General features: G+C 34.0%; 19 protein-coding genes. 14 read left to right on the plus strand and 5 right to left on the minus strand.

Annotated elements, in window-relative coordinates; translation table 11 throughout:
* Positions 1-231: 231 nt before the first annotated feature.
* Together yihA and ACVQ8P_RS00395 are read left to right on the plus strand one after the other, a co-directional pair.
* Positions 232-837, plus strand: a complete 606-nt coding sequence (gene yihA / locus ACVQ8P_RS00390) for a ribosome biogenesis GTP-binding protein YihA/YsxC (RefSeq protein WP_462296871.1) — start codon at positions 232-234, stop codon at positions 835-837.
* Positions 827-1,120: a nucleoside triphosphate pyrophosphohydrolase family protein gene (locus ACVQ8P_RS00395; protein ID WP_462296872.1), complete on the plus strand. Its 294-nt coding sequence runs from the start codon at positions 827-829 to the stop codon at positions 1,118-1,120. The genes yihA and ACVQ8P_RS00395 overlap by 11 nt, the downstream gene beginning before the upstream one ends.
* A 37-nt stretch (positions 1,121-1,157) precedes the next feature.
* On the opposite strand, the gene ACVQ8P_RS00400 is transcribed toward ACVQ8P_RS00395, so the two are convergent.
* A complete protein-coding gene (locus ACVQ8P_RS00400) occupies positions 1,158-1,310 on the minus strand; it encodes an SPJ_0845 family protein (protein ID WP_462296873.1) in 153 nt (50 codons plus the stop codon).
* 250 nt (positions 1,311-1,560) lie between these two features.
* Between ACVQ8P_RS00400 and ACVQ8P_RS00405 the strand changes: the two genes are divergently transcribed.
* The 3 genes from ACVQ8P_RS00405 to uvrC all read left to right on the plus strand — a co-directional run bounded on the left by ACVQ8P_RS00405 (position 1,561) and on the right by uvrC (position 5,581).
* Positions 1,561-2,973 (plus strand): ABC transporter substrate-binding protein/permease, encoded by a 1,413-nt coding sequence (locus ACVQ8P_RS00405; protein ID WP_462296921.1) that lies wholly within the window; start codon positions 1,561-1,563, stop codon positions 2,971-2,973.
* Positions 2,966-3,700: an amino acid ABC transporter ATP-binding protein gene (locus ACVQ8P_RS00410; RefSeq protein WP_462296874.1), complete on the plus strand. Its 735-nt coding sequence runs from the start codon at positions 2,966-2,968 to the stop codon at positions 3,698-3,700. The genes ACVQ8P_RS00405 and ACVQ8P_RS00410 overlap by 8 nt, the downstream gene beginning before the upstream one ends.
* Positions 3,701-3,811: 111 nt before the next feature.
* Positions 3,812-5,581, plus strand: coding sequence for an excinuclease ABC subunit UvrC (gene uvrC / locus ACVQ8P_RS00415; protein WP_462296875.1), 1,770 nt, complete (start codon positions 3,812-3,814; stop codon positions 5,579-5,581).
* Positions 5,582-5,696: 115 nt separating this feature from the next.
* Here uvrC and ACVQ8P_RS00420 read toward each other — a convergent pair whose 3' ends face one another.
* The 3 genes from ACVQ8P_RS00420 to ACVQ8P_RS00430 are packed head-to-tail and all read right to left on the minus strand — an operon-like array spanning position 5,697 to position 9,312.
* Positions 5,697-7,625, minus strand: a complete 1,929-nt coding sequence (locus ACVQ8P_RS00420) for a PTS fructose transporter subunit IIABC (RefSeq protein WP_462296876.1) — start codon at positions 7,623-7,625, stop codon at positions 5,697-5,699.
* Positions 7,626-7,647: 22 nt separating this feature from the next.
* Positions 7,648-8,559, minus strand: coding sequence for a 1-phosphofructokinase (gene pfkB, locus ACVQ8P_RS00425; RefSeq protein WP_462296877.1), 912 nt, complete (start codon positions 8,557-8,559; stop codon positions 7,648-7,650).
* The gene (locus tag ACVQ8P_RS00430; protein WP_462296878.1) at positions 8,560-9,312 is read right to left on the minus strand and encodes a DeoR/GlpR family DNA-binding transcription regulator; all 753 of its coding nucleotides are present in this window, start codon (positions 9,310-9,312) and stop codon (positions 8,560-8,562) included.
* A gap of 195 nt (positions 9,313-9,507) precedes the next feature.
* Between ACVQ8P_RS00430 and obgE the strand changes: the two genes are divergently transcribed.
* Positions 9,508-10,824 (plus strand): GTPase ObgE, encoded by a 1,317-nt coding sequence (gene obgE / locus ACVQ8P_RS00435; protein WP_462296879.1) that lies wholly within the window; start codon positions 9,508-9,510, stop codon positions 10,822-10,824.
* Positions 10,825-10,897: 73 nt separating this feature from the next.
* Positions 10,898-12,796, plus strand: coding sequence for an acyltransferase family protein (locus ACVQ8P_RS00440; protein WP_462296880.1), 1,899 nt, complete (start codon positions 10,898-10,900; stop codon positions 12,794-12,796).
* 52 nt (positions 12,797-12,848) lie between these two features.
* Here ACVQ8P_RS00440 and ACVQ8P_RS00445 read toward each other — a convergent pair whose 3' ends face one another.
* The gene (locus tag ACVQ8P_RS00445; RefSeq protein WP_462296881.1) at positions 12,849-13,136 is read right to left on the minus strand and encodes a hypothetical protein; all 288 of its coding nucleotides are present in this window, start codon (positions 13,134-13,136) and stop codon (positions 12,849-12,851) included.
* Between the two features lie 48 nt (positions 13,137-13,184).
* Here ACVQ8P_RS00445 and ACVQ8P_RS00450 point away from each other — a divergent pair, with 48 nt between their 5' ends.
* The 7 genes from ACVQ8P_RS00450 to ACVQ8P_RS00480 are packed head-to-tail and all read left to right on the plus strand — an operon-like array spanning position 13,185 to position 20,194.
* Positions 13,185-13,886: a response regulator transcription factor gene (locus ACVQ8P_RS00450; RefSeq protein ID WP_462296882.1), complete on the plus strand. Its 702-nt coding sequence runs from the start codon at positions 13,185-13,187 to the stop codon at positions 13,884-13,886.
* Positions 13,876-15,162, plus strand: coding sequence for a sensor histidine kinase (locus ACVQ8P_RS00455; protein ID WP_462296883.1), 1,287 nt, complete (start codon positions 13,876-13,878; stop codon positions 15,160-15,162). The genes ACVQ8P_RS00450 and ACVQ8P_RS00455 overlap by 11 nt, the downstream gene beginning before the upstream one ends.
* 19 nt (positions 15,163-15,181) lie before the next feature.
* Positions 15,182-16,129 (plus strand): ribonuclease Z, encoded by a 948-nt coding sequence (gene rnz / locus ACVQ8P_RS00460; RefSeq protein WP_462296884.1) that lies wholly within the window; start codon positions 15,182-15,184, stop codon positions 16,127-16,129.
* Positions 16,125-16,934 (plus strand): SDR family NAD(P)-dependent oxidoreductase, encoded by an 810-nt coding sequence (locus tag ACVQ8P_RS00465; protein ID WP_462296922.1) that lies wholly within the window; start codon positions 16,125-16,127, stop codon positions 16,932-16,934. Before rnz ends, ACVQ8P_RS00465 begins: the two co-directional genes overlap by 5 nt.
* A gap of 12 nt (positions 16,935-16,946) precedes the next feature.
* Positions 16,947-17,315 carry a LapA family protein gene (locus ACVQ8P_RS00470; protein WP_462296885.1) on the plus strand — a complete coding sequence of 123 codons (369 nt, stop codon included), beginning with the start codon at positions 16,947-16,949 and terminating at the stop codon, positions 17,313-17,315.
* 14 nt (positions 17,316-17,329) lie between these two features.
* The gene (gene recJ, locus ACVQ8P_RS00475; protein ID WP_462296886.1) at positions 17,330-19,660 is read left to right on the plus strand and encodes a single-stranded-DNA-specific exonuclease RecJ; all 2,331 of its coding nucleotides are present in this window, start codon (positions 17,330-17,332) and stop codon (positions 19,658-19,660) included.
* Positions 19,661-19,675: 15 nt separating this feature from the next.
* A complete protein-coding gene (locus tag ACVQ8P_RS00480) occupies positions 19,676-20,194 on the plus strand; it encodes an adenine phosphoribosyltransferase (RefSeq protein WP_462296887.1) in 519 nt (172 codons plus the stop codon).
* Positions 20,195-20,203 lie beyond the last annotated feature (9 nt).

Below are 20,203 nucleotides of genomic sequence, written 5' to 3' on the forward strand. Positions count from 1 at the left end.
AGGGAACCTCTTTCTTTTGGGCTGGCTGGCCATTAAAGGAAACGAAGTTCCCTTTTTTGTATTATTATATAAAAAAATTGCCGCCAGTGATAGATTTTCTATCACCAACAACAAATATTGTAGAGCCTATTTTGGTTCGATGTTGTAAAGCTTTTTTTGATTCAGATTAAGTTACATGAACACATTTTTATATGGTAAAATAGTTTGAGTATTGAAAGGAAGGTGTTTAATATGGATGTTCATAATGTTGAACTAGTTATGAGTGCCGTTGCACCAGCGCAGTATCCAACAGATGGGATGCCTGAGATTGCATTGTCAGGGCGTTCTAATGTTGGAAAATCATCATTAATAAATACGTTAATTAATCGTAAAAGTTATGCGAGAACCTCAAGTCAACCGGGGAAAACGCAAACGTTGAACTTTTATAACGTTGAACAAAAATTATTTTTCGTGGATGTTCCAGGATATGGATACGCGAAGGTATCAAAAACAGAACGTGCAAAATGGGGTCAAATGATTGAAACTTATTTGGCAGAACGCACAACGTTGAGAGGCGTTATCTCGTTAGTTGACGCACGACATGAACCAACGAAATTGGATGTTCAAATGGTTGATTTTCTTCATTATTATGATATTCCAGTATTGGTTGTTGCAACAAAAAGTGATAAAATTTCTCGTGGTAAATGGAATCAACACGAAAGTGTCATTCGTCGCGCGTTGTCTTTAACTCCTGAGGATGATTTTGTTTTATTCTCTGCTCAAGATAAATCTGGAAAAGAAGAAGTTTGGCAGTGGATTGAAAAGCATGCAAACTTAGGAGAAGAAAATGGAATTTAATGACTATCAAGAAGCAGCAAATCGAACACTATATGGAACTGAACAAGTTTTAACTAATTGTGCTTTGGGTGTCGCAGCTGAAGGCGGACAATTAGTGGATTTGATTAAGGACTACACCTTTAAAGGCCGAGAATTAGATAAGGTTAAATTAACTAAGGAAATGGGCGATGTTCTTTGGTACTTATCGCAAATTGCTGAATGGGCCGATATTGAATTTGATGATGTTGCAAAAGATAATATTTTAAAATTAAATAAAAGATATCCAGACGGATTCAAAAAATAAAAAAATTCCGATAAGTTGATTGCTTATCGGAATTTTTTTATTTTTTCGTTTTCGAATCTTTGGTATCAGATTCAGGTTTTTCTTCTGTTTTTGAAGATTTTAGGTCAACTTTGGCAGGTTCTTTAGGATCAATTGCAAATTTATCAAATAAACTTTCTAAATTGTCTTGTCGTTGGATTTTTAAACTCATAATGGTAACCTCCTTATGTAAATATAGGATAACAGTTTATTAAAATGAATACAAGATAGCTAATTGTTGCATAAAAAGCGCTTTAATTAATATTATTATGCATAAAACAGATTATTTAATACGTTTTATTGCATAAATAATCTTTATAGCATATAATCAATTTATTCACTAATAAGAGAAATTGAAAAAGGAGCGTAAGATTGTGCAAATAAATAAAAAATGGCTTATAAGTATTCTTATTACATTTTTCATGATGTTAGTTGGTATGAATCAAGTAAATGCTGCAACAGACACATCATTACAGGATGTTAAGGATAAGGGAACATTAGTACTTGGAACGAGTCCAGATTATCCACCTTATGAATTTCAAACAACAGTTAATGGTAATGATAAGATTGTTGGATTTGATATTTCAATAGCAAAAAAAATTGCTAAAGATATTGGCGTTAAGTTGGTCATCAAAAAAATGGATTTTGATTCATTACTGGTTGGTTTAGAAACGCATAAAATCGATATAGTTATTTCAGGTATGAATCCATCAGATGCTCGTAAAAAAAGTATTGATTTTTCAAATATTTATTATAACGGGAAACAGATGATGCTGGTTAACAAAGCTGATAAAGCAAAATACAAAACATTGAATGATTTTTCTAATCTATCGGTGGGTGCTCAAACTGGTTCACTTCAATATACAATGAGTAAGGCGCAAATCAAAAATGTAACGATTAAAGGCCTAGCTAAAGTTACAGATTTAATTTTAGCACTTAAAAGTGGCAAAGTAGCAGGGGTTACAATGGAAGAACCAACTGCTAAAGCCTACGCTCAAAATGATAGTTCATTAGCAGTAGTTAACCCAGGATTCGTCTCAGCACCAGATGCAAAAGGTGCTGCAGCTGGATTTGCTAAAAATTCACCTACGCTGGTAGCGGCCGCAAACAAATCAATTAAAGAAATTAAAAAGAAAAATTTAATTAATAAAACTTATTTACCAGAAGCAAGTCAGTATTTAACAAAAAATACGTCAAACAATACAATGATTCATTACTGGAAATATTTTGCAAAAGGAGTTGGCTATACGTTACTAATAACGGCCATTTCAGTTTTTGTGGGTGTTATATTAGGAACGTTGTTGGCACTTATGCGTTTAGGTAAAAATAAGGTTATCAAACTTATTGCCGTTTCATATATTGAATTTGTGCGTGGGACACCGTTAATGATTCAAGTTATGTTCGTCTACTTTGGTATTGGGATGCTTGTCAATATTCCGGCATTGCTTGCAGGAATCATAGCTGTGTCGCTTAATTCAGGTGCTTATATCGCTGAAGTGATTCGTTCGGGAATAGCTTCTATTGATGAAGGTCAAATGGAAGCAGCAAGAAGTTTGGGACTCTCACAGAAAGAGACTTATCAATCAGTTATTATTCCACAAGCGGTGAAAAATATTTGGCCAGCCTTGGGAAATGAATTTATTACTTTAATCAAAGAAAGTTCAATTGTATCGATTATCGGTGTGACCGATTTAATTTACCAAATGAAGATGGTTCAATCAGCTACTTATAAAGGAATTGCACCGATTTTTGTTGCAATGTTACTCTATTTTATTTTAACGTTTAGCTTATCTAAATTATTAAATTACTTTGAAGGGAAGATGAAACATGTCTAAGATTATTGAAGTAAATAAATTAATGAAATCTTTTGGAAAAAATACTGTTTTAAAAGATATTTCTGAGTCAGTTGATAAAGGGCAGGTTATTTGTGTTATTGGACCGTCTGGATCCGGTAAAAGTACATTTTTACGTTGTTTAAACTTACTTGAAGTGCCAACCTCAGGAAATGTTCTTTTTGAAGGTAAAGATTTGACGAGTCTAAATGAAAAAGACTTAAATCAATTAAGAGAAAAAATGGGTATGGTTTTCCAAGGCTTTAATTTATTTCCAAATATGAATGTGATTGAGAATGTTAAATTAGCCCCCATGAAAGTTAAGAGTCTTTCAGATGAAGAAGCAACCAAAATTGCTACCAATTTGTTGGACAAGGTTGGATTGGCGGATAAAGCGTTGCAATATCCTGATAGCTTATCTGGTGGTCAAAAACAACGTGTTGCGATTGCTAGAGCATTGGCGATGGATCCAGAAGTGTTATTATTCGATGAACCAACATCAGCTTTAGATCCAGAAATGGTTGGGGAAGTCCTTAAGGTGATGAAAACATTAGCTAGCGATGGCATGACAATGGTTGTCGTTACTCATGAAATGGGCTTTGCTAGAGAAGTAGCCGATCAAATTTGGTTTATGGATCAAGGCTATATTCAAGAAAAGGGCCGTCCAGAAGATGTTTTTGATCATCCAACATCAGAACGTGCTCAAGACTTTTTATCAAAAATATTATAATAAATAGATTTCAGGTAGACGCCTCGTTTACTTGGAATCTATTTTCTTTATTCAAACAGTTGTTCGGGGTATAATTAATTAGTATTTATTATTGTAAAGAAGGTGCGTTGATTGGCTTCAGAGCATATTGAAAATAAGTTAGCATTATTGCCGGCGTTACCGGGATGCTATATTATGAAAAATTTAAATAGTCAGATTATTTATGTTGGTAAAGCAAAAAATTTGAAAAATCGTGTACGGTCTTATTTTAAAAGTGCACACGAAGGTAAAACAGCCAAATTAGTTTCGCAAATTGTTGATTTTGAAACGATTATTACGTCAACGGATAAAGAAGCATTTCTGTTAGAAATTACGTTAATTCAAAAGCATCAGCCTTATTACAACATCAAATTAAAAAAGGGTACCGGCTACCCCTATATTAAGATTACAAACGAAAAAGATCCCATGATGCAAATTGTCAGTCAAGTCAATAAAGATGGTGGGTTTTATTTTGGTCCTTATCCCAATGTGTATGCAGCACAGGAAACATTACAGTTTTTACAGAAAGTTTATCCCTTGAGAAGATGTAATGGATTTCAGAAACGTCCGTGTTTGTATTATCATATGGGGCAATGTTTGGGTGCTTGTTTTAAAGAAGTGCCACATGAAAAATATGAGGCACAAATTAAAAAGATTAAATCATTCCTGAATGGCAATGTAACAGTGGCCAAACAAAGACTCAAAAAAGAAATGGTTAACGCAGCGGATGAATTATCATTTGAACGTGCTGCCGAATTACGTGACCAAATTCATTTTATTGAGGTGACGGTTGAGAAACAAAAAATTATTTCCAATGATCATACACCACGTGATTTATTTAACTTTTATCTTGATAAAGGGTGGTTATCAATTCAAGTCTTCTTTATCAGACAAGCACGATTAATGAAACGAGAAAAAAGACTTTTTCCAATTGTGACAACACCTGAAGAAGAAATGGCAACGTTCATTCTTCAATTTTACAATCGGAAAAATAATGTATTACCTAAAGAAATTCTTGTTCCGGCAGGTATTGACACAGCTGTCTTATCTGATATTTTACAAGTTCCAATTCGGACACCACAGCGTGGTCAAAAAAGTGAACTTCTAAAATTAGCAAAGAAAAATGCACGACTCGTGCTGGAAGAAAAATTTAGATTATTAGAATTAGATGGTCGCAAAACTGTTGGAGCTATGAAAGAAATTACTGATGCTATGGGAATTCCAGAGGGACATCGCATTGAATCCTTTGATCATTCACATATCCAAGGGACCGATTTAGTTTCAGCGATGGTTAGTTTTATTGATGGTAAGCCTGAGAAGAGCGAGTATCGTAAATATAAGCTAAATACGGTCGATCATGCGGATGAAGCGGCAAGTACTCGTGAAGTTATTCGTCGACGTTATACGCGTCTTTTGAAAGAAGGTAAGCCCATGCCTGATTTAATTTTAATGGATGGTGCTGAAATTCAAATTGAGGCTGCGAAAGATATATTAATTAATGAGTTAAATCTGATGATTCCTGTGGCAGGGATGGTTAAAAATGATCAACATAAAACATCTGATTTAATGTTTGGTGAGGCTGATCAAAGATTGTCGTTAGATCCAAAGAGTGAGGGATTTTATCTTTTGCAAAGAATTCAAGATGAAGTCCATCGATTTGCGATTACCTTTCATCGTCAGGTTCATTCAAAACATTCATTGAGTTCACGCTTGGATTCAATTCAAGGAGTTGGCCCCAAAACGAGAATTAAATTATTGAAAGAATTTGGTTCGATGAAACATATTAAAGAGGCTTCAATGGAAGACTTACAGGGCTTAGGAATTTCGAAAACAGTTGCACAAACGATAAAATTATCTTTATAGACTAATAAAAGGACTTATTCGATATCAATAATTGATACCGAATAAGTCCTTTTGGTTTTCAGATAAAAAAGAAGCCTCACCAGTTTCACCTGATAACGCTTCGAGATTGAACAAATTATTTTTTATTTTCTTTTGCAACGGGACGCCAGATACCAAGGATAATTCCTGCAATTGCGGCACCAATTAAAACAGAAAGTAAGTAGAATGTTTTATTTGTTGCTAAGGCAATTACCCAAAGACCACCATGAGGTGCAGGAACGGAAACGTTCCAGAATTGACTCAACCCACCACCAATTGCGGCACCGATGACACTAGATGTAATGACATGTAGTGGATCTGATGCGGCGTAAGGGATCGCACCTTCAGTAATGAATGAAATACCAAGAATATAGTTAGATAAACCAGCTTTTCTTTCGTCTTCAGAAAATTTATTTTTCCAGAATGTTGATGCAATAGCAATTGCAAGAGGTGGAATCATACCACCGACCATAACAGCAGCCATCATTTTACCATCACCAGTTGAAGTGAAGACACCAATTGAGAATGTGTAGGCAGCTTTATTAAATGGACCACCCATATCGATAGCCATCATAGCGGCTAGGATTGTTCCGATTAGCACGGCATTAGCTGTTCCCATGTGTGTTAAGAAATCTGATAAGACATGGTTAATTTGTGCGAAGACAGGGTTAATCATGAAGAACATGATGGCGCCGACAATCAGTAGAGATAAGATTGGATAAATTAAGATAGGCTTCATACCATCTAATGATTTTGGTAAGTTTTTAAAGAGTTTTTTAAGACCAACAACAACGTAACCAGCAATGAAACCAGCAGCTAAACCACCTAAGAAACCAGAAACGGATTCAGTTTTAATGACATTTGCAGCGGCAAAGTTAGCCATGTAACCACCAACAATACCAGGCATAAGAGCAGGTCGATCACCAATACTCATAGCAATAAATCCAGCTAAGATAGGAACTAAGAATGCAAAAGCATAATTACCAATGCCATTTAAGAAGACAAAGGCTTGTGATTTTGAACCACCGGGAACATATTGTTCAACGATGAATGAAAGAGCCATTAAGATACCACCACCAACAACGAATGGGAGCATATGTGAGACACCGTTCATTAAGTTCTTGTAAATTTCATTCCAAACGCTACCTGAAGTTTCTGTCTCAGTTTCGGCAGCATCAGTTCCCTTAGCGTGATAGATAGGGGCTTTACCACTCACTGCACTGTTGATTAGTTCTTCTGGTTTTTTAATACCGTCAGTAACCGGACGATTAATTAATGGTTTGCCATCAAATCGATCCATGGCAACTTTTTTATCGGCGGCAACAATGACACCAGCTGCACGACTGATTTCTTCGTCGGTTAAAAGATGCTTAATACCTTCGGAGCCATTTGTTTCAACTTTAATATCAACGCCCATTTCTTCGGCTTGTTTAATCAAAGCAGCTTCGGCCATGTAAGTATGTGCAATACCAGTAGGGCAGGCAGTGACTGCGACAACGTAGGGATTACCTGAAGGTTTAGCATCATTATTTTTAGCAGCTAATTGTGCAGCAACTTCTTTAGCTTCTTTTTCGTTTTCAGCAGCAGTGAAGGCAGCTTGTACTTCATCAGGAGTAGTAACTGTTTTGAGTTTAGCAACTAAATCAGGGTTAATTAATAAACTAGATAAAGCAGCTAGCGCTTGAAGATGAGCATTATTTGCGCCTTCAGGAGCGGCAATCATAAAGAATAAGAACGTAGGTTGACCATCAAGTGATTCATAATCAAGACCAGCTTTGCTTTTAGCAAATAGAACAGTTGCGCGTTTAACCGCTTTGTTTTTTGCATGTGGCATGGCAATTCCTTCACCGATACCTGTTGTTGATTGTGCTTCACGTTTTAAAATATCTTGTTTGTAAAGCGCCTCATCATCAATAATACCGGCTTCAAAATATTTGTGAACCATTTCATCAATGGCTTCGGCTTTCGTTGTTGCTTGAAGATCCATGATCATGACATCTTTAAGTAATAATTCATTTAAGTCCATAGTGTAAAACTCCTTTTAAAAGTTATATTTTTTCAATTTTTATTTGTGGTAAAATTTCATTGATTTTGTCAATAGTTGCAATATCTTCAGAAAATGCGGTTGCAGAACCACAGGCAAGCCCGTATTTAAAACTTTCGACAGGGTCACTTGTTTTTGCGAAGGTACCCGTAAAGCCGGCAATCATTGAGTCACCAGCACCGACTGAATTAATCACGGTTCCTTTAGGTGCATTACTCTTATAGACAGCGTCTTTTGTGATTAATAAGCCACCATCACCAGCCATTGAGATTAAAACATGTTGTGCACCTAATTCTAATAGTTTCTGGCCATATTTAACGATGTCACTGATACTATTTAAAGTAACGTCGAATAATTCAGCTAATTCATGATGATTGGGTTTGACGACAAGAGGCTTTTCACCAATTGTTTTTAATAATGCCTCGCCAGTTGTATCGATGACAAATTGGGAACCTTTAGAACGAATGACTTTAATTAAGTTATAATAAAAATCTTGAGATAGGCTAGGGACCAAGCTCCCAGCTAAAATGACTGTATCATTTGACGTTAAAGTGTTAAATTGGCTAGTGAAATTTTTAATTTCATTATCTGAAATTTGAGGGCCTTTGCCATTGATTTCAGTTTCTTGTTCAGATTTAATTTTGATATTAATTCTTGAATCAGCTTTAATTTTTGTAAATTGAGTATCAAGATGATTGGCTTGTAAAGCTGAATTGATAAACTCACCTGTGAAACCACCAATGAATCCAAGAGCCTTATTTGGTTGAGATAATTCATTTAGAATTCGTGACACGTTAATGCCTTTACCACCTGGTAATTTGGTATCGTAATCCATTCGATTGACTTCGCCAAGCGTTAATTGATTTAATTGGACGATGTAATCGATAGAAGGATTGATTGTTACTGTATAAATCATTTAGAGGGCCTCCTGAATATTTGTTTGTTTTTTATAGTCGTCAATATCATTGATTGGTAATTTATCGGTAATAATGATGGCGTGATTAAGATCTGCTACTTTAACAAATGAAACTTGATTAAATTTAGAGCTATCAGCTAAAACATAAGTCTGTCGTCCTTGATTCATTGCAGCCACTTTTACTGCAGCCTCTTCAGAATCTGGTGTACTAAACCCAAAATCAAGATTAATTGAATTCATACCAAGAAAAACTAAATTAAATTGAAGGTTTTTGACCGTTTCAATACTGCCAGAACCAACAATAGCCTTTGTATTTGCTTTGACTTGCCCACCAATCACGATGGTTTTAACATTGTATTCGGCAAGTGAGAGTGCATGATTCACACCGTTTGTGACAACAGTTAAATCGTCAATTTGGTTCAAGTAGGGAATCATTGCAAAGGTTGTACTGCCAGCATCAAGGAAAATGACATTATTTGGCTGAATTAATTTTACGGCTGTTTTAGCAATTTCAGTTTTATTTGATATATTCAATGTAGATTTATCTTCTAAATTTGCTTCCACTTTTAATAATCGGTTACTTTGTGCGCCACCATGGACTCTAAGTAATTCGCCATCAGTTTCAAGTTGCTGTAAATCACGGCGAACAGTTGATTCTGAGACGTTTAAACGATGACAAATATCTTGTAATTTAACGTAACCATGTTTGTCAATTTCAGATCTGATAAATTGGTATCTTTCAATTGTAAGCACTTTCTCAACTCCTTATAAATGAAAATAACACATAAAACATTCAAAATCAACAAAAACCAGTCAAAAACAGTTAAAAAGTTTAGTTATGAGAAATTGGCTTGAATTTATGAAAGAGTTAAGTAAATGCATAGACAAATGACCTTTTCTTCTTTAAAATAGTAAGTTAGTAGTTAAACGGAAAGAAAAGGTGATTCTATGTTTATAGATCAAGTAACAATTGAAGTAAAAGCTGGTAAGGGTGGAGACGGAATGGTTGCATTTCGTCGAGAAAAATATGTACCTATGGGTGGCCCAGCCGGTGGCGATGGTGGCCGTGGTGGTAGCATTGTCTTTGAAGTAGATGAAGGTTTAAGAACCTTAATGGATTTCAGATATAGTAAGCATTTCAGAGCAGAATCTGGTGAAAAAGGAATGATTAAAGGGATGCATGGACATGGTGCACCTGATAAAAGAGTTCAAGTACCAGAAGGAACAACCATTAAAGATGCTGAAACTGGCGTAGTTATTGCTGATCTCGTACGTAAAGGGGATTATGCTGTCATTGCTAAGGGTGGCCGTGGTGGCCGTGGTAACATCAGATTTGCTAGCCCTAAGAATCCAGCTCCAGAAATTTCTGAAAATGGTGAACCAGGAGTTGAACGTAAAATTCAACTTGAATTAAAAGTTTTAGCTGATGTTGGTTTAGTTGGATTTCCTTCTGTTGGTAAATCAACACTGCTTTCAGTTGTCACAAGTGCAAAACCTAAGATTGCTGATTATCATTTTACAACGTTATCTCCTAATTTAGGGATGGTTCGTTTAGATAATAATCGTGACTTTGTTATTGCCGATTTACCTGGTTTAATTGAAGGTGCTTCAGTAGGTGTTGGTTTAGGAATTCAGTTCCTACGCCATATTGAACGGACTCGTGTTATCCTTCATTTAGTTGATATGAACCCTGAAGAAGGTCGCGATCCATTTGATGACTATCTTAAGATTAATAAAGAATTGGAAAACTATGATCCTGAATTACTTGAACGTCCTCAATTGATTGTTGCAAGTAAAATGGATATGCCAGGCGCTACTGAACAATTAGTAGAATTTAAAAAACAATTAGCAGAGGATTCTACACTAGAAGAAGTACCTCGTGTCTTTTCAACGTCTTCTATTACACGTGAAGGTCTTAAGACATTAATGAATGTGGCTGGTGATTTATTGGAAGAAACACCAATGTTCCCAACATTAAACATGAAAGAACAAGAAGCACAACAAAAAATCTATGACTTTGAAAAAGAACAAGAAAAATCAGCGCCTGATTTTGTTATTAATAGGGATGAAGATTTAACTTGGGTTCTTTCTGGTGAAAAATTAGAACGTTTGTATCAAATGACGAACATGGATCGAGACGAAAGTTTAATGCGCTTTGCACGTCAACTTCGTGGTATGGGTGTTGATGATGCCTTACGTGAACGTGGTGCTAAAAGTGGCGATATTGTAAGAATTGATAAATTCTCATTTGAATTTGTTGAGTAATTTTAAAATAGTTAATAGTTTTAGTTCATTTATAAAAGTTTCATTAGTATAAGTAAGAGGAGAACGGGACAGGATGGAGAAGAAGCAAAGATTAAAAAAAGCTAGATATATTACTGGCTTTGATGGCGTTAGGACATTAGCTGTTATTGGGGTTATCCTTTATCATCTTGTGCCGTCTAGTTTACAAGGTGGTTACCTAGGGGTTCCAATATTTTTTGTCGTATCAGGCTACCTAATTACTGATTTACTTAATCAAGAATGGCAACAGAATCACAAAATTGATATTCTTGGATTTTATATTCGAAGAATTCGACGACTTTACCCAGCGTTATTAACAATGCTAGTAACAACAATTACGTATATTACGTTATTTCAAAGAGATTTATTAAAAAATGTCAGAGAAATTTTTGCCTCAAATTTATTGTATGTTTACAATTGGTTTCAGGTTATTCACAAAGAATCATATTTTGATCATTTTGGAACGCCATCACCTTTTACACATCTTTGGTCACTTTCAATTGAAGGGCAATACTATTTTTTCTGGCCCATTATTGTTGTGCTATTGATTATTTTCCTGAAACGGAAAGAACGTATTTTTAATCTTATTTTTATACTTGCGTTCATTTCTGCTTTACTAATGGCTTTTTTATACAAAACAGGATCTGATCCAAGTCGTGTTTATTATGGTACGGATACAAGAATGTTTTCAATTTTGTTGGGTTCAAGTCTTTCATTCATTTGGCCAAGTAGTTCTTTGAAAAAAGAAATTTCGAATAAAGGTCGTCTTTTTTTGGATGTGGTGGGTAGTGTATCGCTTTTAACAATTATTTTGTTATTTTTCACTATGTCTGATCAGAGCTCACTTGTTTACCGTGGTGGGATGTTCTTCTTTTCAGTCTTAGTTGTGATTTTTGTTGCAACTGTTGCGCATCCAGGAAATGATATGAATAGGGTTATGACTAATCCACTTTTTACTTGGATTGGTAAAAGAAGTTACGGGATTTACTTATATCAATTTCCAATAATGGTGTTTTATGAGTCTAAGATTCAAAGTATTGGCGCACATCCATGGTTGAATGCGCTAGTTGAAATCGCCATGATTTTAGTAGTCAGTGATTTATCATACCGATTCTTGGAAAGGCCATTGCAAAGGTTTGACTATAAGCAAACTTTCACAATTATTAAGACCGTTTTTACAAACAGTGTTAAAATTAGTCGTCAAAAAGTGGCGGTTATTGTGGGAGCGTTGATTATTATTATTGCGTTTTTCGGAATGATTGTTGGTCCAAGTTTACCAGTGACTGGATCAAATGATTTAAAAGCTAATATTAGTAAAAATGCGAAATCAGCTGAGAAGAAGAATGCTGACGCTTTAAAAAAGACGAGTTCTTCTACTTCTAAAAAATCTAGTTCAGAAAAAACAAAATCAAGTCAAAAAAGTTCAGTGGAAAAACAGAGTCAAACGGCATTAACAGATGCTGAAACAGAAAAAGCTGCAGGTGTATATGCAACAGCTATTGGTGATTCAGTGTTAGCAGATGGTGAAAATATTTTACAAGACGATTTTCCACATATGTATGTTGATGCAAAAGTTGGTCGTCAGGTATATACGGCTTCAGGTGACATCAAATTGCTTGCTAATCAGGGAAAATTGCAAGATAACGTCATTATTGGGCTAGGAACTAACAGTCCATTTACAACAGATCAATTTGACGCTATTATGAGTGCAGTTGGATCAGCAAGACAAGTGTACTGGATTAATGTGCATGTCCCAACCAAACGTTGGGAAGGTACTGTTAATAGCATGTTAGAATTACAAAAGAAAAAATATTCAAATCTTCATGTGATTGATTGGCATTCTTATAGTAAAAATCATACAGAATGGTTTTATGATGACAACGTTCATCCGAATCCTAATGGTTCCAAATACTATGCGACTTATATCGCGCGCGAGTTAATTAAGAATAGATAGCATTTAAAATACCGTTAAACCATTTTGCTTTGGTTTAACGGTATTTTAAGTTTTAAGCTAAAAAAAGTTTATCATGGTCTATCCTGTAACCTAAAATTAAATGTGATTCTTCGTTAATGGTTCGGATAATTATTTTTTTAGGACGAGATTCTGAATCAGATTGATAAAGTAAGTCTCGAAGTAAAATTGGGTTGTTTGAGCGGGTTGCTTTTAAAATAAAAGATTCTGATGTACTAATTACTTCAGAAATAGGGTAAAATATACTATCAGTAGTGTAATATAATTTTAAATTTTTATTTAAGTCACTAGTTGCTAATTCTAAATCAATCATACGCATCATATTCACCAACCTTTAATGGATTAATAATGTTATTATGCATTTTTTTAAATGAAAATGAAAGGATATAAGATAAATATGCCAAGAGGATTAATTATTGAAGATGATAAAAATATTTCTGATAATATTGTCGAAACAACGAAAATTATGACATTAGAACAAGCTTTTGATGGCGAAGAAGGGCTATTTAAAGCGTCACAAAACATTTATGATATTATCATTTTAGATTTAATGCTTCCCAAAATATCAGGATTCGAAGTGTTAAGAAAAATTAGAGCGCTTAAAATTGATACAGCTGTGTTAATTTTGTCAGCAAAAGATAGCGCAGCTGATAAAATTGATGGATTTAACTTTGGAGCAGATGATTATCTAGCTAAACCATTTAATTTAAGCGAATTACAAATGCGAATAAGAGCGCTTTTAAAACGGACTATGAAATTTGAAGTAGATAGTGAATTAAGATATAAGGATATGGTTTTATCAGATAATAGAACTATTTTTTCTGGTAATCAAACGATAAATTTACCTGGTAAAGAGTATGAATTTTTAACGTACCTATTGGAAAATAAAAATACTATTTTAACAAAAGAGCAAATTTTTGATCGTGTGTGGGGATTTACATCAGATACGAGCATTACGGTTGTAGAAGTTTATATGAGTAATTTAAGGAAAAAGTTGAAGATGGTTGGTTATGAAAAAATGATTCGCACAATTAGAAACGTTGGCTATTTAGTTGAGTCTGATGAAAAATAAGACAAATAGAAATACAAGAACAAAATTATTTCTGGTCTACCTTCTCAGCTTTAGTTTCATTTTTGTGACACTTGGACTGATCGTGTATAATTCGTTCAATGATGCGTTAACAATTAATGTTGATACATCAATTAAAAAGCAAATTAAGCGAATAAAATATTCAAAATATGATATTATTTCGACGCTTGATGATAGTCCGCTTTTGAAACAAGCCCCAGATTTTAAAGTTTATCAAATTTTGTGGTCAAAAGATGGCGAAATAACGAATAAAAATGCAATGGGTACGAGATACCCAGTGTTTAGTAAAATTACATTTAATAAATCTGATTTAAATAAGTTTAAAACAATTAAACAAAAAAAAGGACCAACGTTTAGATCTTATTTAATGAAGATACCAGATTCGGCTGTTACAAAATGGCATAAAGCTCAATATATTCAAATTATTGAAAATATTGAAATTAATCAAAATTCATTGACTAGTTTTAGAAATATTTTATTAGTGTCATTGCTGATTTTTGGTATGTTGTCAATTGCATTGAGTTTTATGCTATCATCGATTAGTATTAAACCAATGATCAGTGCATGGAATAAGCAAAGAGAGTTTATAGATAATGCGGCGCATGAACTGAGGACACCGTTAACAATAATACAAAATAAATTAGAATATTTATTAACAAAACCTAATGCAAAAATTATTGATGAAAGTGAATCGATAGCGACTTCATTGAGTGAAATTCGTCGCTTGAATAATCTAACAAAAGATTTGTTGTTACTAGCAAATTCAGATTCTAATGCTAATGTGCTTCACTTTAAGAAGGTGCCTGCTAGGGCGTACTTTGAAGATATTATTCAGCCCTATGCGGATATTGCTTTGAGTCAAGATAAAAAATTTAATTTTCAAATAAAGATTTCAAATCAGTATATTTATCTGGATGAGGATCGAATTCATCAATTAATTGTCATATTACTTGATAATGCATTGAAATATACAGTTGCATGTAATGAAATTGCGTTTATTGTCGTTGATTCAAACAAACAATTGGTCATTCAAGTCATTAATGATGGTGAAAATATCAGTGATGCGCATAAAAAAATAATTTTCCAACGTTTTTATAGGGAAGAAAAATCTAGAAACCGTAAAACAGGTGGTAACGGATTAGGATTATCAATTGCTAAATGGATTGTCGATGAACATAAGGGTAAAATTGAAGTAATGAATAAGATACCTAAGGGTGTTATTTTTGAAGTTACATTACCAATGAAATTAAATGAATAATTAAGGACAGGTTAACAATATGGAATTAGAATTTTTAGGTACCGGAGCAGGTGCACCTGCAAAAAATAGAAATGTGACTAGTATTGCGTTAAAATTATTAGATGAACGTAATAGTGTGTGGTTATTTGATGCGGGTGAAGCAACGCAACATCAAATTTTACAAACAACAATAAAACCCCGTAAAATTGAGAAAATCTTTATCACACATTTACATGGTGATCATATTTTTGGATTGCCAGGACTTCTAAGTAGTCGTTCATTTCAAGGTGGTAATGGACCACTGACCATTTACGGTCCTAAGGGTATTAAAAATTTTGTAAGGACTAGTTTACAAGTTTCTGAAACAAAATTGTCATATACAATTAACTTTGTAGAACTCGATAAGCCTGGATTGATTTTTGAAGATGACACGTTTAAAGTTTATTTTGACTACTTAGATCATCGAATTTTAAGTGTTGGTTATCGAATCATTGAACATGATTACGCGGGTGAATTACAAATAGATAAGCTTAAAGAATTGAGCGTTCCTTCTGGTCCTATCTATGGTGAACTGAAAGCAGGAAAAGTAGTTCAATTAGAAAATGGAACAAAATTGGATGGACATGATTTTTTAGGCGAAACAAAAAAAGGGCGTATTGTCGCAATATTGGGTGATACAAGGAAAACAAAAAATAGTTATACGTTAGCTAATAATGCAGATGTATTGGTGCATGAGAGTACGTTCGAAAAATCTGAATCCAGAATGGCTAGAAATTATTATCATACAACTAGTGCTCAGGCTGCGGAAATTGCAAAAAAATCAAATGTGAAACTATTGTTGTTAACACATATTTCTGCACGATACGTTGGTAAAATGGCGATTAGTCTACAAAATGAGGCAAGAAGTATCTTTAAAAATACAACGGTAGTTAGAGATTTTGATATCATAAATATACCGTTTTCTCAAAAGGAAAAAGCAGATGATTAGTCAATATAAAGAGTTAAGGGATTTACGAAATCGAATTATTTTAATTAGTGGTGGCTCAAGTGGATTGGGTAAAGAAATGGCATATGAGGTGGCTAGAAAAGGTGCAGTAGTAATTATTTGTGCTAGGCAAATGGATAAGTTATTAGAAGTTAAAGAAACTTGCCAACGTCTATCAGGACGTCTAGCTTATGCAATGACGTGCGATGTATCTGATCCACTTCAAATTGAACAAATGGTTAAGAAAATTGAATCTTCAATTGGGCCGATTGATGTGCTTATTAATAATGCGGGATTTGGATTAATGGAAAATGTATTAACCTTTGATATGGATATTGCTGAAAAAATGTTTAGGGTGAATCTTTTGGGGTTAATGTATATGACACAAAATGTGGCGTTGCATATGGCTGATAGAAAATGTGGTGTTATTGTTAACATTGCTTCGATAGCAGGTAAAATTGCGACACCTAAATCAGCTGTTTATTCGGCAACAAAATTTGGTGTTCTGGGATATTCAAATGCATTGAGATTAGAATTAAAGCCATTAGGAATAAAAGTTATGACAGTCAATCCAGGACCAATTGCGACAAATTTCTTTAACATTGCTGACAAAAAAGGTGATTATCTAAAAAATATTGGGTCTATAATGTTAAAACCTAACAATGTTGCCCAAATTATTGTGAAGAATATTGGAACAAATAGGCGTGAAATTAATTTACCTTATTATATGGAAATAGCTAGTTTAGGCTATACCTTGTTTCCTAAAGTGGGCGATTTTTTAGCAGGGACTATATTTAACAAAAAATAGTGGGGGAAAGTCATGAAAAAGCAGTGGCGTACAATCATTGTGCTATTAATTATGATAGTAATTGCACTTTTTTCAATTTTGAATGTAAAAGAAGTTTCAATTAATTTTTGGTTTGCTCAAGTTAGAATGCCAATGATACTGATTTTGTTATTCTCAATTTTTGCAGGAGCATTATTAATCGGTATTTTAACAACAAGTACAACAATGATGTTAAAAAAAGAAAATAAAGAATTGAGTCAGCAATTGAATGAACGTAATACCGATTTTGATGAATCAGTGGCGAATGCAACTGATAAAATTCAATCAAAAAATAGAAAAGAAGTTCAATTACTGCAGAATGAGATTAAAATGCTAAAAGCAGAAAATCAAAATCGAAAATAAAGTTGAGGTTTAATATGATTGAATCAAAGTATAATTGGAAATTATTGGATTTAGGGGACAAGACCATTCCTAATGACGTATTTGAAAATATCCAATTAGATCGCTCATTGATTTCATTATTGTGGAGTCGTGGATTTACATCTGAGAAAGCTATTGCTGATTTTTTAAGTGCAGGTGCAGAAAATATACATGACCCAATGCTTATGCATGATATGGATAAAGGAATTGAGCGCATCCAACAAGCGATAGTTGAAAATCAAAAAATTACGGTCTATGGTGATTATGATGCTGATGGGTTAACTAGTACATCAATAATGTTTGAGGTACTTAGTGATATGGGTGCGGACGTGGAAACGTATATCCCTAATCGGTTCATAGACGGATATGGTCCTAATATTGATGCGTATAAAAAAATTATTAATAATGGGACAGCTTTGATTATTACTGTTGATAATGGTGTTTCTGGAAATCAGGCAATCGAATTTGCTCAATCACAAGGTGTTGATGTTATTGTGACTGATCATCATGAATTACCAGAAGTTTTGCCTAATGCTTACGCTATTATTCATCCTAGACATCCTGAAGGTCATTATCCATTTGGTGATTTGTCAGGTGCTGGTGTGGCATTTAAAGTTGCGAGTGCGTTAACAGGTGAACTTTCTGAAGAGTTATTAGATTTAGTTGCGATTGGAACAATAGCAGATTTAGTATCGTTGACAGATGAAAATCGAGCAATTGCAAGTTTCGGTTTGAAGGTGTTACAGCAAACACTACGGCCAGGGTTAATTTCCTTAATGGAGGTTGCTAGTCTAAAACAAGAAACGGTGGATGAAAAGGATATTGGCTTTGGTATTGCCCCACGTTTGAACGCAATTGGTCGATTGGGTGATGCAAACATTGGTGTGGAACTACTAACAACCTTAGATGATGAGCGAGCAAAAGAATTAGCAACTTTTGTTCAGTCCGAAAATGTTCGTCGTCAAAAAATTGTCGCTGATATTTCGGAGTTGGCCTTACAACAAGCAGAAACTGATGTTAACCAATATAAAAAAACGTTAGTTATTTCAGGAGAAAATTGGCATGAAGGTGTCTTAGGTATTGTTGCGAGCCGTGTTGTTGAAGCTACGGGAAAGCCAACCATTGTTTTGAATCAAGATACTAGTAAGGGACAATTAAAAGGTTCCGGTCGAAGTATCCAAATGTTTCATTTGTTTAATGCAATTAATAAACATAAAGAATTAACATCACATTTTGGTGGGCATCATATGGCAGTTGGACTAACGATACCTATTGAAAATTTAGAACAATTTAGTTTGGTATTAGAAAATGAGGCAGACATTCAAAATATTCAACTGAATGTTAAACCAGATAAAGTGATTACGAGCGTTTTAGACGTGGATTGGTTGACGGCAGATTTCTATAAGAATATTGAAAAACTAAAACCATTTGGTATGGGCAATGAAAAGCCTGTTTTTGAAATTAACTATAAATCAATACAAAAGGTTAAAGCAATTGGAAAAACAGGCGCTCATTTGAAATTTGAAATTGCTGGTGAAAAGGAACAAATTTCCGGAATTTCATTTTCAAATGGGAAATATGTAAATGATATCCAGAATGCTTCAGATAAAATTAAAGTTATTGGTGAAATTGAAGAAAATGTTTGGCTGAATAAAACTAGTTTACAATTGATGGTTCAGGATATTAAATCTGACGGGTTAACAATTATTGATGAACGAACTGATCATATAAGCGAGAACCTGTTTCAAAATGAAGGACTATTTATTTTTTGGAATTCAAAAAATTATAAACGATTAGAACGGTTTGCATCAAATAAACAGATTTTTAAACAAGCTGATCAAATTCACAGTGCAGAAGATTTTGATAATCAAAAAACAGTTATATTTGTGGATTGCCCAATTTCTTTGGAGAAGATGTCTGCAATATTACATTTTTCGAATATTCAGAAAATAATTATGGTATTTTTAAAGACAGATAGTGCCTATTTAGACGGTATGCCCTCTAGAGAACAGTATGCGAGTCTTTATAAATTCGCGATGAGTCATAAAAATGTCGATATTAATAATCAACTAATTGTTTTATCTAATTTTTTAAAAATAAAGAAAACTTTATTAATATTCATGATTAAGGTGTTTTTAGAGTTAGAATTTGTTAAAATAAAAGATGGTTTAATGACTGGACAAAAAGTAACGAATAAAATGGATATTAAGAATACTTCTGCATATCAGCTAAGAAATGAGCGAATGTTAGCTGAAGAACAGCTAGTCTACTCGAAAGAAAATGATCTGAAAAAGTGGATACTTGCTCAAATGAATGTAGAAGATTAAAGGAGCGTTTATTAGATGGTATTAGATTTAACGAAGTATATTGCTGCAATTCCAGATTACCCAGAAAAAGGTGTTGTTTTTCGTGATATTTCACCTTTAATGGCTGATGGTGCGGCATACCGTGAAGCAACAAATAAAATTGTTGACTATGCTAAGAGTAAAAATGTTGAGATGATTGTTGGACCTGAAGCTAGGGGCTTTATTGTTGGATGTCCAGTTGCCTATGATTTGGGTATTGGATTTGCTCCAGCTAGAAAAAAAGGCAAGTTACCTCGTGAAACGGTTGAAGCTAAGTATGCTTTGGAGTATGGAGAATCTGCACTTTATATGCATAAAGATGCCGTAAAACCGGGTCAAAGAGTATTGGTTACTGATGATTTATTAGCAACTGGAGGTACGATAGCAGCAACAATTGAGTTAGTTGAAAAATTAGGTGGTATTGTTGTAGGAACTGCTTTCTTTATTGAATTAGATGATTTAAAAGGTCGTCAAAAAATAAAAGATTACGATATATTTAGTCTGATGAACTATTAGATTAGTAAT

This window comes from Dellaglioa sp. BT-FLS60, from assembly GCF_054941065.1.

What these genes read in the sequence shown, in the direction of transcription:
- yihA (WP_462296871.1), top strand. Translation starts at nt 232, where the DNA reads ATGGATGTTCATAATGTTGAACTAGTTATGAGTGCCGTTGCACCAGCG.
- ACVQ8P_RS00395 (WP_462296872.1), top strand. Translation starts at nt 827, where the DNA reads ATGGAATTTAATGACTATCAAGAAGCAGCAAATCGAACACTATATGGA.
- ACVQ8P_RS00400 (WP_462296873.1), bottom strand. Translation starts at nt 1,310, where the DNA reads ATGAGTTTAAAAATCCAACGACAAGACAATTTAGAAAGTTTATTTGAT.
- ACVQ8P_RS00405 (WP_462296921.1), top strand. Translation starts at nt 1,561, where the DNA reads ATGATGTTAGTTGGTATGAATCAAGTAAATGCTGCAACAGACACATCA.
- ACVQ8P_RS00410 (WP_462296874.1), top strand. Translation starts at nt 2,966, where the DNA reads ATGTCTAAGATTATTGAAGTAAATAAATTAATGAAATCTTTTGGAAAA.
- ACVQ8P_RS00420 (WP_462296876.1), bottom strand. Translation starts at nt 7,625, where the DNA reads ATGGACTTAAATGAATTATTACTTAAAGATGTCATGATCATGGATCTT.
- pfkB (WP_462296877.1), bottom strand. Translation starts at nt 8,559, where the DNA reads ATGATTTATACAGTAACAATCAATCCTTCTATCGATTACATCGTCCAA.
- obgE (WP_462296879.1), top strand. Translation starts at nt 9,508, where the DNA reads ATGTTTATAGATCAAGTAACAATTGAAGTAAAAGCTGGTAAGGGTGGA.
- ACVQ8P_RS00440 (WP_462296880.1), top strand. Translation starts at nt 10,898, where the DNA reads ATGGAGAAGAAGCAAAGATTAAAAAAAGCTAGATATATTACTGGCTTT.
- ACVQ8P_RS00445 (WP_462296881.1), bottom strand. Translation starts at nt 13,136, where the DNA reads ATGATGCGTATGATTGATTTAGAATTAGCAACTAGTGACTTAAATAAA.
- ACVQ8P_RS00450 (WP_462296882.1), top strand. Translation starts at nt 13,185, where the DNA reads ATGAAAATGAAAGGATATAAGATAAATATGCCAAGAGGATTAATTATT.
- ACVQ8P_RS00455 (WP_462296883.1), top strand. Translation starts at nt 13,876, where the DNA reads ATGAAAAATAAGACAAATAGAAATACAAGAACAAAATTATTTCTGGTC.
- rnz (WP_462296884.1), top strand. Translation starts at nt 15,182, where the DNA reads ATGGAATTAGAATTTTTAGGTACCGGAGCAGGTGCACCTGCAAAAAAT.
- ACVQ8P_RS00470 (WP_462296885.1), top strand. Translation starts at nt 16,947, where the DNA reads ATGAAAAAGCAGTGGCGTACAATCATTGTGCTATTAATTATGATAGTA.
- recJ (WP_462296886.1), top strand. Translation starts at nt 17,330, where the DNA reads ATGATTGAATCAAAGTATAATTGGAAATTATTGGATTTAGGGGACAAG.
- ACVQ8P_RS00480 (WP_462296887.1), top strand. Translation starts at nt 19,676, where the DNA reads ATGGTATTAGATTTAACGAAGTATATTGCTGCAATTCCAGATTACCCA.